The organism is Burkholderia sp. NFPP32 (assembly GCF_900119325.1).
Taxonomy (GTDB): Bacteria; Pseudomonadota; Gammaproteobacteria; order Burkholderiales; family Burkholderiaceae; genus Burkholderia; species Burkholderia pyrrocinia_C.
The window spans coordinates 168793-183604 of record NZ_FPJP01000008.1 but is presented as its reverse complement, the minus strand read 5'-3'; the positions used below and the strand labels follow the sequence as shown (position 1 = coordinate 183604).

Genomic DNA, 14812 nt, shown 5'->3' with positions numbered 1-14812 from the left:
ACAGTCACCTGCTCGCGCACGCAGGCGCGCTTCAGGCGTTCAGGTTCGGTCGCGCTCCACGCCACGAGCCGTCATCGATGCGACGCACGTCGTGCGTGAGCGCGTACCGGTTGACGTCGCCCGTCAGCCACGCAACGAGCGAATACGGCGGCAATTCCCCTTCATCGACCCGGTCGCGCGCGCGCGCCGGCGTCTCGAACACGACCTGCCCTCGCGGCGCATCGAACGACACCGCATCGGGCGACAGGTTCAATGCGATCGTCAGCGTCTCGTCGTCGGCAAGACGCCATGACGCGAGCAGCGCGTCGGCATCCCCGTCGCCGTCCGCCTTCAGCGCATGCGCGTCCTGCGGCCGGCAATCGGACAGCCGCGGCGCGATCAGCTTCGCGCGCACGGCGAGCGCCGACTGCACGAAATGCGCGCGATCGGCGTCGCGCGCGGTTTCGTCGAAGATCAGCGGGATCTGCGGCGTGAGCAGCGACAGCGCGAGCCCGGCCAGGCCGGCCGCTTGCCCTCGCTCGCCCTGACCGCAGTCGCGCCACGCGCCATCGGACAGCACCAGCGACGTCAACGACAGCCCGGTTTCGGCGGCCATGCCTTCTGCCGGCGCGGCCGGCTGAAACGCCGCGCCGGCCGCGGTCAGCGCACGGGCGAGCGTATGGATCGACTGGTGCGTGGAAATGCCTTCATGGCCCGATGTGTCGCGCCCCGTCAGCCGGTGCAGCGCGCGTTCGCCGCAACCGTTCCATTGCGCATCGAAATGAGTATCGGCGAGATGCGCCGGATGCCGCTCGCTGCCGAGCACGAGATGGATGAACCGGTCGGCCGGCACGGCCGCGCGCACGCGGTCCGCGATCTCGCGCAGCCACGACACGCCGATCCGGTCGGCCTCGCGCAGGCGCAGCCCGTCGCAACGGTATTCGTCGATCCAGTACAGCGCGTTGTCGCAGAAGAAATCGCAGACGTCCGGATGATCGAGCGCCAGCGGCGGCGCCTGCAGCGGATCGTCGCGCATATGGAAGAACGGCTCCGCGAAGTGGCGCAGCGCGTCGGTGCCGCTGCCGAAGCGCGCGTAGTCGAGTTCCAGCAGCACCGCGAAGCCGTAGCCATGCGCGTCGTCGATCAGCGCCTTCAGCGCATCGGGGCCGCCTTCGGCCGCAAGCGGCGCGAACGGCAGGCTGTCGTGCGGCGATGCGAGCAGTTCCAGCGCGGTCACGCCGAGGCGCGCGAGCTGCGGCAGGCGGCGACGCACGCCGGCGAAGCCGCCCACCGCGTGCGGGCGAATCGCGTAGAGTGCCATGTCTTCCCACGCGCGCCCGCGCCAGAACGTGTTGCGCCACGTGAACGCGCGCGGATCGACAACCTCGCTCGGACCGTTGAGCCCTTCGGGTTGCGAGCGCGACGCGGGATCGGGAATCGACACGGCATCGTCGAGGCGATAGCGGTAACGCGCACCCGCGCCGCAATCGGCGAACACTTCGAACCAGTTCGGGCCGGCGGCCTTCATCGGGACGAGCGTCGGGCCGTAGCCGGTATCGAGTTCGAGCTGGACCTGCGTGCTGCCCGGCGCCCACACGCGAAAATGCGTGCGCGGTGTCGTGCCGAGCGCGCCACAGGGCTGCGCGCCAAACGGCAAACAATGAATGTAGTGCTGCGCGTACGGATCGTGCGGACAATCGGACATCATGCGCTCCTCGTGCGTGCCGAGCGGCATGGCCGCGCCACTGGCGCGGCGCATCGGGGCCCGGCATGCGACGGCCAGGCGGGGGGAGAGAATCGAGTATGCGCCGGATTCGCCACCGCGATGCATCATGTTCAGACATTTTTAAATGCGAATCGACCCCCGGAAAATCGGCAGCCCGACGCTTGCCGAATCGGGTAGTCGGCATACCGGAATGACCGCTCGCCTTGTTGCGTCGACCACGCACGCTTACGCTCTGCGCCATGCTCGCGGACACGTCGTCCGCGCCCGACCCGAGGAACCCGCCATGTCGCTTCCCGCCAGCGCCGCAAAATTCGATCCGGCACGCGCACACGAATACGCCGAGCAATCGCGCATCGCGCTCGCCGGCTACGATGCCTGCCACGAACTCGCCGCGTGCATGCTCGCGTCGGCGATCGGCGTGCCCGATGCGCGGATACTCGTCGCGGGCGCGGGCGGCACGGGGCAGGAAATCTGCGTGGCGGCCGCGCTCGAGCCGGGCTGGCAATTCACGGCCGTCGACCCGTCCGCGCCGATGCTCGCGCTTGCGCGCACGAACGTCGAAACCGCCGGCTTCGGTGCGCGCACGACATTCGTCGAGGACAACGTCGATGCGCTGCCCGACGCACCCGAGTTCGACGGCGCAACGCTGATCGGCGTGCTGCATCACGTCCCGGGCGACGATGCGAAGGCGGCGCTGCTGCACGCGATCGCGCGCCGCCTCAAGCCCGGCGCGCCGCTCGTGCTCGCCGGCAATCATCGCCGCTATGCGGACCACCCTCGCCTGCTCGACGCCTGGCAGCAGCGCTGGCGCATGAAGGGCGCCACGCCCGACGCCGTGCGCGCGCAACTCGCGAAGATCCTGCAAGGCGCCGATCCGCCCGCATCCGAGGAAGCCGTGTTCAGCCTGCTGCGCAACGCGGGCTTCGATGCGCCGCTGCGCTTTTTCGCGAGCCTGTTCTGGGGTGCGTGGATCGCGGTGCGGCGCGCATAACGGATCGAAGCGGTTCGAAACGGCGGGCGGCGCGACTCGCGTACACGCCGCGCGCGCTGGGTATGATGTCGTTCCCGCCCCCTTCCGGCCTCGACATGCTCACCGTCCATCACCTGAACAACTCGCGCTCGCAGCGCGTGCTCTGGCTGCTCGAAGAACTGGATGTGCCGTACGAGATCGTGCGCTACGAGCGCGATCCGAAAACGATGCTCGCGCCGCCCGCGCTGCGCGCGATCCATCCGCTCGGCAAGTCGCCCGTCGTCACCGACGACGGCCGCACGTTCGCCGAATCGGGCGCGATCATCGAGTACCTGGTCGAACGCTACGGCAACGGGCGCCTCGCGCCGCCGCCCGGCACGCCCGAGCGGCACGACTACACGTACTGGCTGCACTATGCGGAAGGGTCGGCGATGCCGCCGCTGCTGCTCAAGCTCGTCGCGCTGCGGATCGCGCATGCGCCGATGCCGTTCTTCGCGCGGCCGATCGCGCGCAAGATCGCCGACACGCTGGAGTCGGGCTTCGTCGATCCGCAGATCGCGCTGCATCTCGGCCATATCGACGGCGCGCTGAATCGCACCGGCTGGTTCGTCGGCGACGGCTTCAGCGCGGCCGACATCCAGATGAGCTTTCCGCTCGAAGCCGCGACCGCGCGCGGCGGCGGCAGCCAGTATTCCGCGATCGCGCGCTTTCTCGACACGATCCACGCGCGGCCGGCGTACCGGCGGGCACTGGAACGCGGCGGTCCGTACGACCTGCTCAAGTAGCCGGCGTCAACTCAGCAACCCCGCCGCGACGTTGATCGACAGCCCGAGCACGGCCATGTTGAAGTAGAACGACAGGATCGACTGCGCGAGCACCGCGCGCCGCGCGGAGCGGTTCGCCAGCGATATGTCGGCGGTCTGCGACGCGACCGCGAGCGTGAACGCGAAATACAGGAAATCCCAGTAATCGGGTTCGGGGTTCCGGTCCGGGAAGCGCAGCGCGCGGTCGCTGCTCGGCGAGCCGTAATAGAGCCGCGCATAGTGCAGCGTGAAGATCGTCGGAATCAGGAACCACGCGCCGAACAGCGTCGCGCCCGTGATCGCGTAATGGCTGAGCCCCGCACGGAAGCCGACGCTCTTGGCGGTCGCGAGCTCGATCGCGATCGCGGCCACGCTCGCGACGGTCGCGAGGCATATGACGGTCAGCACGGTCGTCGCGCTTTCGTCCTCGCGGATCGCGACTTCGCGCACCTTGTGATGATGCGCGGTGACCATGCGCACCCACATCAGCACGAGATACAGCCAGACCGCGCAATCCCAGCCGATCAGCGTACGCGCGGTCAGACGCAGCTGAAACGGCAGCAGCACCGCGCACAGCAAGCCCGCGACGAACGCCGCGACCATGCGCGGCCGGTTGCGTAATACCTGCGGATAAAACGTCATCGTGTGATTCCGAAAGCGGATGGAAAGGGTTCGAACGGTACGCGGGGCGGCCCGCTGCGCCGCGCCGGCGGGTACCGCGCCCCGATTATCGCCATTCCATCGCGACGTGGCGATGGGCACGAGCGCCTAAGATACTGGGATGACTGCCACCGCCTCCCTCTGCCGCCACCCCGCGAACACGGCCGGCCGCGACTTCGTCGTCGGCGACCTGCACGGCTGCGTGGACGTGCTGCGCGCGCTGCTGCACGACATCCGCTTCGATCCGGCCCGCGACCGCCTGTTCTCGGTCGGCGACCTCGTCGACCGCGGCCCCGCGTCCGAAACCGCGCTCGACCTGCTCGACCGCCCGTGGTGCCACGTCGTGCGCGGCAATCACGAGGAAGTGCTGAGCCTCGTGTCGCGCGGCAAGCTGTCGCCCGACGCGTGGCGCGGGATCGGCGGCGACTGGGGCGCCGACCTGCCGCCGGAGCGGCTGCACGCGCATGCGGCACGCGTCGACGCGCTGCCGCTGGTGCGCGTGATCGGCGACGGCCCCGAGCGCTTCAACGTGCTGCATGCGGAATTTTTCGGGTCGGACGCCGACCTCGATACGGGCAGCTATTCGCACGACGTGCGCGAGCGACTGATCTGGGGCCGCGATCTGGTCCAGGGGCTCGCCGATCCGGCGCGGCAGGCCGGACTGTCGCTGACCTGCACCGGGCACACGCCCGTACGCACACCGCAGCGGATCGGCGCGCAGTGGTTCATCGACACCGGCGCGTTCGCGCCGTCCGGGCGGCTCACGCTCGCCGAGCCGCGCACCGGCAGCACGTGGTCGATGACGCAGGCCGAGGCGCGCGAACGCCACGCGGGCGACTGGCCGCTGCCGTGATGCCCTCGCGCCCGCATCGGCCCGCGAGCGAGCCCTAGCCAACCTGGTTCAGTTCGAACACCGCGTCGACGGCCGAGCCGTTCCAGTTGTATTCGAGGTAGGCCGCGTGACGGCAGTCGCGCAGCAGCGTGGTGCGGAATGCCGCCAGACACTCGCCGCCCGGGTCGCGCACCGACGGATAGACGATCCCCGCGCCGCCCGCGTTGCGCACCGCGCGACCGAGCGCCTGCCCCGCGCTGTAATCGAGCGGATGCAGCAACGCGGGATCGCGCTGCGGCCACGTGCGCCCGTCGACCACGTCGCCCTGCGCGAACACCGTATAGAGCCGCATCTGCTGGCGCATCGGCGGCTCCTTCGTCGCGGCCAGGAACAGCGCGCCGTGATAGCGCGTTTCGGCGATCGCCGTGTCGCGCGAGCGGGCGCAGTAGAACACGCCGTAGCTGCCGTCGGAAAAACGGCTGCCCTGCGGATTCAGGTGCGTGAACGCGGCCATGATCGGCCCCCAGCCCAGCCCGTAGCGGCGTTCGGCGGGCGGCACGAGGTCGAGCGTGCCGACTTCGTTGCGGATGCGGTCGTTGGTCAGCGATTCGAGCGCGTACAGCGCGTCGAAATCGTCCGCCGACGCGACGCGGTCGAACAGGTTGATCGCAGGAAAACGGGTGGGGATCACACGATAGGCAGGAGCCCAGTCGACGGCGGTCGTGGGCCATTGTTTTGCTTCGATCGGCATCGTCACGCCCAGCCACCTCGCATCGCGTCGAGATATTGCCGGACGGCGACCAGATCGCCGACGTTGCCGGCCAGCATCCGGTCGAGTGCGCGCTTGCCGCCGAACGGCGCCGCATCGTTGGGCCGCTTGACCCATGCATCGGCCGCGGCCGGCTGCGGCAGCAGGATCTGCAGCGCCTTGTAGATGCCGAGCAGCAGCGATAGCCGCTCGAGCGTGTCGCGCGGCAGCCGCGCCGACTCCGGCGCCGCCTTCCACTTGAAGAACGTCGAACGGCCGGGCGACCCGAGCAGCACGATCTGCTCGTCGATCGTCAGTTCCCAGTCGCGCGCGATGTTGAAAAACGCACGCAGGCCGGCCGCCGACATCTGCGCAAACGAAGCCTGCGGCGGGGCGGAATGCGAATCGTAGGCAGGCTGTGACATGATCGTTAGTCTCGAAATGAATTCACTAACAAGACTAGTCCATTTTCGTATTTTTGCAAGGGTCGACACCCGGCGATCGGCCATTTCTTCCGGCAAAACGATATTTTTTGTCCATTATGGACTCAAATTTTATTTTCTGCGTTAATGGCCATGCGGACACCGCGTGCAGACGCGGTTCGTGTCCGCGGAACCGTGTCGCACAGAACCGGAAGCACCCCGCCAAGGAACGCACCATGAAGAGACTGATTGCCGCTGTTTCGATCGCCCTGCTCGCGGTATCCGCAGGCCCAGCCGCCGCGAAGGACTGGACCACGATCCGCTTCGGCACCGACGCCAGCTACGCGCCGTTCGAGTCGAAGGCGCCCGACGGCAAGCTCGTCGGCTTCGACATCGACCTCGGCAACGAGATCTGCGCGCGCCTGAAGGCGAAGTGCGTGTGGCTCGAGAACGATTTCGACGGGATGATTCCGGCGCTGAAGGCGAAGAAGTTCGACGCGGTGCTGTCGTCGATGTCGATCACGCCGCAGCGCGCGGAGCAGATCGGCTTCACGACGAAGATCTACAACCAGCCGACGCGGCTCGTCGTGAAGAAGGGCTCGCCGCTGCTGCCGACGGCCGAATCGCTGAAGGGCAAGTCGATCGGCGTCGAGCAGGGCACGACGCAGGAAACCTATGCGAAAGCGTACTGGGGCAAGCAAGGCGCGAACGTCGTGTCGTACCAGAACCAGGACGGCGTGTATGCGGACCTGACCTCGGGCCGCCTCGACGGGGCACTCCAGGATGAAGTGCAGGCCGCGATCGGGTTCCTGAAATCGCCGCGCGGCGCGAACTATCAGTTCGTCGGGCCCGAACTCGTCGACGAGAAGGTGCTCGGCATCGGCGCCGGCATCGGGCTGCGCAAGGAAGACACCGACCTGAAGGCGAAGATCGACCGCGCGATCGTCGACATGGTCAAGGACGGCACCTACAAGCGGCTCGCGTCGAAGTACTTCGACTTCGACATCTACGGCGGCTGAAACGGCGTCGCGCGCGTACGGGCGACTCTCCCGTCGCGCGCGTCCGACCGCCCTCCCCTCACCACCGGGCGGCGACGGCATTGCGCCGTTCGCCGCCGTATCGAATTCATCCTCCGTCGCGTGCGCTGCGCCACGTGTCGAACTTGATTCGGATTGCAGATCAATTGCACCGGTTCGCGTGAACGACAGGTAACGCGACCGGATATCGTGCGAATTCAGTAGCCGAAGATCGGGCGTCGCGATACCGGCGCCCGTGTGCACATGCCCTTTCGAATCGGGTCTGGGTGCAGGAAAGTGCCGACCCGGCGCGGATGACCGGCAATCAGCCGGATCCGCCTCGCACCGGGCGCGGAGAGATGGCCTGTCGATGCATGCCGGCCGGCTGCGAGAACGACGCTCGACCGGCGATGCCCCGCATCACTGCGATCGCGGCCTGCGAGCCGCGGCGTGTGGCGATCGATCATTTTTCTACCCCGTTTTCAGTCTGATACTTGTTCCGGCAACCGGACGATGCCGGTGCCCCGACGATCAGGCGACAACGTTCCATGCTCGCCGGAACGCGGCTGCTGCGCCGCGCTCCGCCGCCGCATCCCCGCGGACTGCGTCCTGGCCGGTATTGACAGGGTTAGCTGCAGAACCGGCCTGACTTCGCGTCGTCGACTTTCGTACGTTCATATCCGCAAGGAGCGGGCCAGCTTCGCGCGCGCCCATCCGCACAAGGGGTTCGGCGCGCGGGACGACGGCCGGAACGGGGGCGCAATGCCGGAAGTTGCGAATCTGAAACATGCGGCGCGCGGCATGCGCCGGCTGCGTGGCGGCCGAGCCTTGCGGGATAAGGCTGAACAATCGACATGGAATTTTTGCCGACCGGCACCGTACCGATCGGCCCGATTCGCCGCGGAAATTCGTCCGGTTGCGCCGCGAAATGTTTCATGCGCTTTACATGCCGTCGGCGACATCGGGGCTGACGGTCGTGCGCGGGCCGCCCGTCACGTTCGTGCTGCACCGGCTCTGGACGTATCGCTGAACGGCCGGCACCGAACCGGTTCACGCGCCTTGCGCGCCGCTCAGCCGACGCGCTGATGCCCCGCGTCGCCGGACGGCGCGCCGTCGTGCCCGCCGTTGTTGTCGTGATCGTTCAGCCCGTGCTCGATCATCATCCGGTAGAGCGTCACGCGCGAAATGCCGAGTTCGGCGGCAGCCTTGTTGATCCGGTGATCGTTGCGCAGCAGCGCATTCTCGATCGCGGTGCGCTCGGCAATCGCCCTCGCCTGCTCGAGCGTCACGGGTTCGGTTTCGCCCGGCGTCTCGAGCCCGAGATCGTGCGGCGTCAGCAGACGGCTCTCGGCCATCACGATCGCGCGCCGCACGCGGTTGATCAGCTCGCGCACATTGCCGGGCCACTCGTAGCGGCGCATCGCGTCGAGCGCGGCCGACGTGAAGCCGCTGATCTTGCGGCCGCTGTCGGCCTTGAACTTCTGCAGCACGTAATGCGCGAGGATGTCGATGTCCTTGCCGCGCGCGCGCAGCGGCGGCTCGTGAATGCGCAGCACGCACAGGCGGTGATAGAGATCCGCGCGGAAGCGCCCGGTCTCGACCGCGCCGTCGAGATCCACGTGCGTCGCCGAGATGATCCGCACGTCGACCGAGATCGATTCCTGTCCGCCGAGCCGCTCGATCTTCCCTCCCTGCAGGAAGCGCAGCAGGCTCGCCTGGCTCTCGACCGGCATGTCGCCGATCTCGTCGAGAAACAGCGTGCCGCCGTTCGCCGATTCGATCCGGCCCACGCGCCGCTGGTTCGCGCCGGTGAACGCGCCGCGCTCATAGCCGAACAGCTCCGACTGCAGCAGGTGATGCGGAATCGCCCCGCAGTTGATCGCGACGAACGGCCCCTTGCCGCGGCCGGAACGCTCGTGAATCGCGAGCGCCGTCAGTTCCTTGCCGGTGCCCGACTCGCCGGAGATGAATACGCTCGCGTCGGTCTTCGCGACCTTGCGGATCGTGCTGAACAACTGCTGCATCGCCTCGCAGTTGCCGATCATGCCGTGCTCGCCGATCGACGCCGCATAGGCTGCGCCGTCGACGCGGTCGAGCGCGGCCATCCCGCGCGCATGGCCGAGCACATGCGAAATCCATTCGTGGGGCAGCGGCAGCGTCACGTAATCGAAACAATAGCTGCGGATCAACTCGCGCACGGCGGGACCGATCGTGATGCCGGCCTGCGCGATCGAAATCCAGCCGATCGCAGGCTGGCTCAGGCACGCTTTCAGCGCCGGATAGTCGCGCGACGTGAACCCCGTGAAATCGACCAGCCCGGCGGCGACGATTACGCCGGATGTCATGTTCTGCGCGGCGCCGGCTGTCTTCGCGACCGTGATCTCCCAGCCGAGCCCCCGCAGTTGCGCAAGCAGCGGCTCGTCGGGCGTACGCATGATCACGAACAGCTTGCGGCCGGCCTCTGGAGCGGTGACGGACACGGGCGTCGTCTCGGGCGCCGCATTCCCGTTTGCGTCGGGTGACCTTGCAACCATCGTTGTTCCCCGCTTGGCGTTGGTATCGTGCGCCGGCTCGCCGACGCATACGACGGACCACGATCGAACTGACATATTGGCCGCATTTCCGTCCGAATAAAATCCCCCTGCGCATGAATCGTGCATGAGCTTGAGGTTGTCATGAACGGTATATCGACGCGGCCGGCCTGCGGCTAGATGGGTGTTATCCCGGTGGCGGGCGCGGCGCGAACCCGGAGCGGGCGGGCGCGCTGTGCGCAAAGCCGCGCCGGTGCTGGCGCGCGGCGTTAGGGTGCGATGCGGCGCACGCAGAATCGGCACGCCGGCGAGGAGGTGCGCGGCCGGTCGACCGGACAGCCGGATGCCCGCGCAACCGGTTCCGGTTGATTTCGGTTAATCGTCGGAGGAAGCCGGCATGATGCAGGAACGCAACATGCGCGGCCCGACGCCGTCCATCGCAGCGCGACGGCTTGTGTCAGAAACGGATTGTGTCAGCGGCCCGATGCGACCGGCGCCAGCGCGTTCGCGCGGCCGCGGCCGACCGGCGTGCCGCCGTGTTCGCCGTAGGTGGCGACGAGCGCGTCGACCCGCGCGAGATGGTGATGGTTGTCGTGATCCCACGGATGGAAGCCCGGCCGGAAAAAGCTCAGCCATTCGCCCGCGATGCGCGGGAACAGCCCGCGGCGCGGCCCGTACAGGAACGCGATCGTCCGCAGCATCCCGCGCACGTGATGTCCGGCACCGCGATCGCGCCACAGCAGCGTCGCGTGCATCAGGAACACGGCTGGCCAGAACGTCAGCGTCGTCAGCAGATACACGCCGATGCGGATCAGGTAACGCCGCAGCCCCGGCTTCATCACGGCATTCCACACGTCGAACGACACGGCCTTGTGCTCGGTTTCCTCGAGCGCGTGCCATATCCACATCTGCCGGTAGCCTTCGATCGAGCCTTCGAGGCGCGTCGGGTCGCGCAGCAGCCATTCGGCGAGCATCGCCGTATAGTGCTCCGCCGCGACCGTATGCGCGAGCTGCACCGAATGCGGCAGCTTGCGCTTCATGTAACCGAGCACCGCCCACACGCGCTTGTCGAGCTTGCGCGCGGGCAAACGGTTCGCCTGCATCAGCTCGTTGTATTCGACGTGCTCGCGCGTATGCATCGCCTCCTGGCCGATGAAGCCGAGCACCTGCTGCTTCAGCACGGGATCGTCGATCCGGTCGCGGTAATTGCGCACCGAGTCCATGAAAAAGCGCTCGCCGGCCGGGAACAGCAGCGACAGCGCGTTGAAGAAATGGGTCACGTGCGACCCGAGGCCATGCCAGTCCTTCGCGCGCTCGACCCGCAGATCGAAGCGCAGGTCGCGGCGCACCGGCATGATTCCGGCTGCGGTAGCGGAAGCGGAAGCGGCAGACTTCATGTTCATCGTTCTCCTGTTCCGGAGCGGCCCGGCGCGTCGTCCGACGCGGCCGGCGCAGGCCCCGGCGGCGCATCGCGCACCGCCAAAATCTTGACATCGACAGATGTAAAGATAGGCCGCCCGCGCCGACGCGCGCAAGCCGCGCGGTAGATGCCCGCTTCCAAACAGGGCACGGTCGGAAAGGCGGGAAAAACGACGTTCGAACAGCGCCCGGGCGGGCCGCGATTCGAACGGCCTGCAAGCGACGCGAGGCGCTCGGCGCCGCGACTCGCCATCTGCCCGAACGCCCCGCGCGACGGGCGTTTCGACGAATCCGGCGGCGGCGCGCGGCATATGGCATACCGCCCCGGTAGCACCGATTCATACGCGCGGCGCACTCGCACGATGCAACCTCGGTCGCGCGGCCCGAGAAAAATTCAAACGCGCGTTCCATTTGCATTTTCGGCGACCGCGGGCGCGGCGCCTCGCAGCCGTCCGCGACACGCGTACCGGCGGGTGAAAGCCACGTGCGACGGCCCGCTGCGGGCTCGCCTACAATAGCGGTCTTACGCAACCCTCTTTCAGGAGTAGTCATGTCTGTCATCACGACCGAATCGGGCCTCAAATACGAAGACCTGACCGAAGGCACCGGCGCGGAAGCGCAAGCCGGCAAGACCGTCAGCGTTCACTACACGGGCTGGCTGACCGACGGTCAGAAATTCGATTCGAGCAAGGACCGCAACGACCCGTTCGCGTTCGTGCTCGGCGGCGGCATGGTCATCAAGGGCTGGGACGAAGGCGTGCAGGGCATGAAGGTCGGCGGCGTGCGCCGCCTGACGATCCCGCCGCAACTCGGCTACGGCCCGCGCGGCGCAGGCGGCGTGATTCCGCCGAATGCGACGCTCGTGTTCGAAGTCGAACTGCTCGACGTCTGACGACGCACCCGGCCGTTTCCTTCCGATGGAACGCATCGCCTCCCCCGCCATCGCGCTGCGCCGCTACGACACGTGCGAAGCGTCGGACGTGCACGACTTCCACCAGGTCGTGCTCGGCGTCGATGGCGCGATGGTGATGGCGGTGGACGGGATCGGCCGGCGCATCGACCGGCACGCGGCGTGGCTGATTCCGGCCGGCGCGCGCCACGACTATGCGGGCCTCGGCGACAATCGCCAGCTCGTGATCGACCTGCCCGCAGCATCGCTCGCGGTGCCGCAGCGGTTGTTCGACCGCGCACGCGCCGTGTCGATCGATCCGGCCCTGACGTCGCTCGTCGCGCAGGTCGCAGCGGCCGCCGCGCAACTCGATGCGCCGGCCGGCGACGCACGGCAGGCAGCCGCGCACCGTTTCCAGTGGCAGGCCGCGGCACGCCTGTGCGGCGCGCTCATCGACGATGCCGGCATCGCCGCGCCCACGTCGGGCCTCGATTTCGCGCGCATCGACCGCTGGCTGCGCGCGCGGCTCGCCGAGCCGCTGCGCATCGCCGATCTCGCCGCGCACTGCGGCTACGGGATGCGCCGGTTTCATCAACTGTTCGTCGACGCGTTCGGCGAAACGCCGCATCGCTATTTGCAGCGGCTGCGGCTCGACGCGGCGGTCGTACTGCTCGCAGATGGCCGGCATCCGCTCGTCGACATCGCGGGCATGGTCGGCTTTGCGGATCAAAGCACGTTCACGCATGCGTTCACGAAGCGCTTCGGCGTTGCGCCGGGACGCTGGCGCGGCGAGCGGCATTGAGCGCGAATCCGTCGCCCTGAACACGCGTCAACCCACGTAGCCGCACGGTTCGGCAAACCGCGTTCGAGCCGGTCCGGCCGCAACCTTCGTCGCCCCCGCTTCGTTTCCGCTCGCAATCCGCGCCATAGCGCGTGGTGCTCACCGCCGCGTCGCGCCCGCTTCGTCGCCGACCTTCCTCACGACCGTCTCGGCCGCCTTCACGGGCCGGCCATCGTCGTGCCGCAGCGCGAGCTTGCGGATCGCGCGCCCCGTATTGCGGTCGACCAGCACCGAATGCGGCTCGCCACGCGCGAACAGGTTCGCCTCGCCCCACTGCCGCAGCATCACGATGACCGGAAACAGCCCCTCGCCCTTTTTGGTCAGCGCGTACTCCTGATACGCGGTACCGTCCGACGCCGGCACGACGTCGAACACGCCGGCGTCCACCAGCATCCTGAGCCGGTCGGACAGGATGTTGCTCGCGACGCCGAGGCTCGCGCGGAAATCGCCGAAGCGGCGCACGCCGTCGAACGCATCGCGCACGATCAGCAGCGCCCAGCGATCACCGACGATATCGGTCGCCCGCGCCACCGGGCACGGCGAATCCGCAAGACTTTTCTGCCTGGCCATGTTCCTCTCCGCAGTCTAGCCGGCCGCCCTCACGGCAGTGCCGGCCGTCCGTGCGCGGGCCCGTCGCCCGCCGCACAACAGGTTGCATTTTAAAACTACTTTACCTACACTCACACCAGTTTCAAATTGCAACTACTTTGCGTAAGGAAACCGATGGCGCCTTCCTGTCATTCAAGCACCGTCGCGTCGAATGCAGCGAATGCATCGAACACGGCGCATCCGGCCGGCGACGGCCGCCTGTCCGCGGCCCGCGTCTCGCTGCTGGCCGTCTGCTGCGCGGCGAGCGTCGCGAACGTCTACTACGCGCAGCCGCTGCTCGATTCGATCGCGCGGGATTTCGGCGTGTCGCAAGCCGCGGTCGGCGGCGTCATCACCGCCACGCAGCTCGGCTGCGCGCTCGCGCTGCTGTTCGTCGTGCCGCTCGGCGATCTGCTGAACCGCAAACGCCTGATCGCCGCGCAGCTTCTGCTGCTGACGGCGGCCTGCATCGGCGTGGCGGCGGCATCGACGCGCATCGCGCTGCTGGCGGGGATGGTCGCGGTCGGGCTGCTCGGCACCGCGATGACGCAAGGGCTGATCGCGTGCTCGGCCGCGCTCGCGGGCGCCGGCGAACGCGGGCGCGTGGTGGGCGCCGCGCAGGGCGGCGTCGTGATCGGGCTGCTGGCCGCGCGCTCGGTGGCCGGCGTCGTCACCGATATTGCCGGCTGGCGCGCGGTCTATCTCGTCTCGGGTGCGCTCGCGATCGCGATGCTCGCCGTGCTGTCGCGGCTGTTGCCCGACACGAACGGGCCGCGCGAACGCATCGGTTACGCGGCGCTGCTGCGATCGATGGTGTCGCTGCTGCGTGACGACCGCGTGCTGCGCGTGCGCGGCGCGATCGCGTTGCTGATGTTCGCGGCGTTCAGCATCTTCTGGAGCGCGCTGGTGCTGCCGCTGAGCGCACCGCCGCATTCGATGTCGCATACGCAGATCGGCGCGTTCGGCCTCGTCGGCGCACTGGGCGCGGCGGCGGCCACGCGCGCGGGCCGGCTTGCCGATCGCGGGCGCGGCGAAGCGACGACCGGCGCCGCGCTCGCGCTGCTCGCGTGCTCATGGCTGCCGCTCGCGTTCGGCAATACGTCGATTGCGCTGCTGATCGTCGGCATCGTGCTGCTCGACGTCGGCGGACAGGCCGTCCACGTCGTCAACCAGAGCATGATTCTCGGCACGCGGCCCGACGCGCATGCACGGCTCGTCGGCTGCTACATGCTGTTCTACTCGGCCGGCAGCGGGCTCGGCGCGATTGCGTCGACGATGATGTATGCGCGCGCCGGATGGCCGGGCGTCTGCGCGCTCGGCGCGGTCGTCAGCGTGGCCGCGCTCGGCGTGTGGGCCGCGACGCTCAGGCGCGCGTGACGCGTGCCGGC

Annotated in this window: 14 protein-coding genes; 7 read left to right on the top strand and 7 right to left on the bottom strand. The window is 68.3% G+C overall.

The features are described from left to right. Nucleotides 1–31: 31 nt before the first annotated feature. Nucleotides 32–1684 (bottom strand): DUF3459 domain-containing protein, encoded by a 1653-nt coding sequence (locus BT264_RS17970; protein ID WP_072439511.1) that lies wholly within the window; start codon nt 1682–1684, stop codon nt 32–34. A 304-nt stretch (nt 1685–1988) separates the two neighbouring features. Between BT264_RS17970 and BT264_RS17965 the strand changes: the two genes are divergently transcribed. Both BT264_RS17965 and BT264_RS17960 read left to right on the top strand, forming a co-directional pair. After that, the gene (locus BT264_RS17965; protein WP_072439381.1) at nt 1989–2696 is read left to right on the top strand and encodes a class I SAM-dependent methyltransferase; all 708 of its coding nucleotides are present in this window, start codon (nt 1989–1991) and stop codon (nt 2694–2696) included. A gap of 95 nt (nt 2697–2791) precedes the next feature. Then, complete coding sequence (locus BT264_RS17960; protein WP_072439509.1) at nt 2792–3460, top strand: glutathione S-transferase; 669 nt, start codon at nt 2792–2794, stop codon at nt 3458–3460. 6 nt (nt 3461–3466) lie between these two features. Here the strand turns inward: BT264_RS17960 and BT264_RS17955 are convergent, their stop codons facing one another. Beyond that, entirely contained in the window at nt 3467–4120 is a 654-nt protein-coding gene (locus BT264_RS17955; protein ID WP_072439379.1) for a DUF1345 domain-containing protein, read from the bottom strand. A 139-nt stretch (nt 4121–4259) separates the two neighbouring features. Between BT264_RS17955 and BT264_RS17950 the strand changes: the two genes are divergently transcribed. Further along, nucleotides 4260–4991, top strand: coding sequence for a metallophosphoesterase (locus tag BT264_RS17950; protein ID WP_072439377.1), 732 nt, complete (start codon nt 4260–4262; stop codon nt 4989–4991). 34 nt (nt 4992–5025) lie between these two features. Here the strand turns inward: BT264_RS17950 and BT264_RS17945 are convergent, their stop codons facing one another. Beyond that, nucleotides 5026–5721 (bottom strand): RES family NAD+ phosphorylase, encoded by a 696-nt coding sequence (locus BT264_RS17945; protein ID WP_072439375.1) that lies wholly within the window; start codon nt 5719–5721, stop codon nt 5026–5028. Nucleotides 5722–5723: 2 nt separating this feature from the next. Beyond that, nucleotides 5724–6143, bottom strand: a complete 420-nt coding sequence (locus tag BT264_RS17940; RefSeq protein ID WP_034185167.1) for an MbcA/ParS/Xre antitoxin family protein — start codon at nt 6141–6143, stop codon at nt 5724–5726. Between the two features lie 233 nt (nt 6144–6376). Between BT264_RS17940 and BT264_RS17935 the strand changes: the two genes are divergently transcribed. After that, nucleotides 6377–7159: an ABC transporter substrate-binding protein gene (locus tag BT264_RS17935; protein ID WP_072439373.1), complete on the top strand. Its 783-nt coding sequence runs from the start codon at nt 6377–6379 to the stop codon at nt 7157–7159. Nucleotides 7160–8226: 1067 nt separating this feature from the next. Here BT264_RS17935 and BT264_RS17925 read toward each other — a convergent pair. Together BT264_RS17925 and BT264_RS17915 are read right to left on the bottom strand one after the other, a co-directional pair. Further along, the gene (locus tag BT264_RS17925) at nt 8227–9690 is read right to left on the bottom strand and encodes a sigma-54 dependent transcriptional regulator (RefSeq protein WP_072439369.1); all 1464 of its coding nucleotides are present in this window, start codon (nt 9688–9690) and stop codon (nt 8227–8229) included. A gap of 470 nt (nt 9691–10160) precedes the next feature. Next, nucleotides 10161–11084 (bottom strand): metal-dependent hydrolase, encoded by a 924-nt coding sequence (locus BT264_RS17915; RefSeq protein ID WP_072439505.1) that lies wholly within the window; start codon nt 11082–11084, stop codon nt 10161–10163. A 572-nt stretch (nt 11085–11656) separates the two neighbouring features. Between BT264_RS17915 and BT264_RS17910 the strand changes: the two genes are divergently transcribed. Both BT264_RS17910 and BT264_RS17905 read left to right on the top strand, forming a co-directional pair. Next, complete coding sequence (locus BT264_RS17910) at nt 11657–11998, top strand: FKBP-type peptidyl-prolyl cis-trans isomerase (protein WP_006479474.1); 342 nt, start codon at nt 11657–11659, stop codon at nt 11996–11998. Between the two features lie 25 nt (nt 11999–12023). Next, nucleotides 12024–12797, top strand: a complete 774-nt coding sequence (locus BT264_RS17905) for an AraC family transcriptional regulator (protein WP_072439367.1) — start codon at nt 12024–12026, stop codon at nt 12795–12797. Nucleotides 12798–12935: 138 nt separating this feature from the next. Here the strand turns inward: BT264_RS17905 and BT264_RS17900 are convergent, their stop codons facing one another. Then, on the bottom strand, nt 12936–13406 hold the full coding sequence (locus tag BT264_RS17900; RefSeq protein WP_072439364.1) for a winged helix-turn-helix transcriptional regulator: 471 nt from the start codon (nt 13404–13406) through the stop codon (nt 12936–12938). 153 nt (nt 13407–13559) lie between these two features. Here BT264_RS17900 and BT264_RS17895 point away from each other — a divergent pair, with 153 nt between their 5' ends. Further along, nucleotides 13560–14801 carry an MFS transporter gene (locus tag BT264_RS17895; RefSeq protein WP_072439362.1) on the top strand — a complete coding sequence of 414 codons (1242 nt, stop codon included), beginning with the start codon at nt 13560–13562 and terminating at the stop codon, nt 14799–14801. Nucleotides 14802–14812 lie beyond the last annotated feature (11 nt).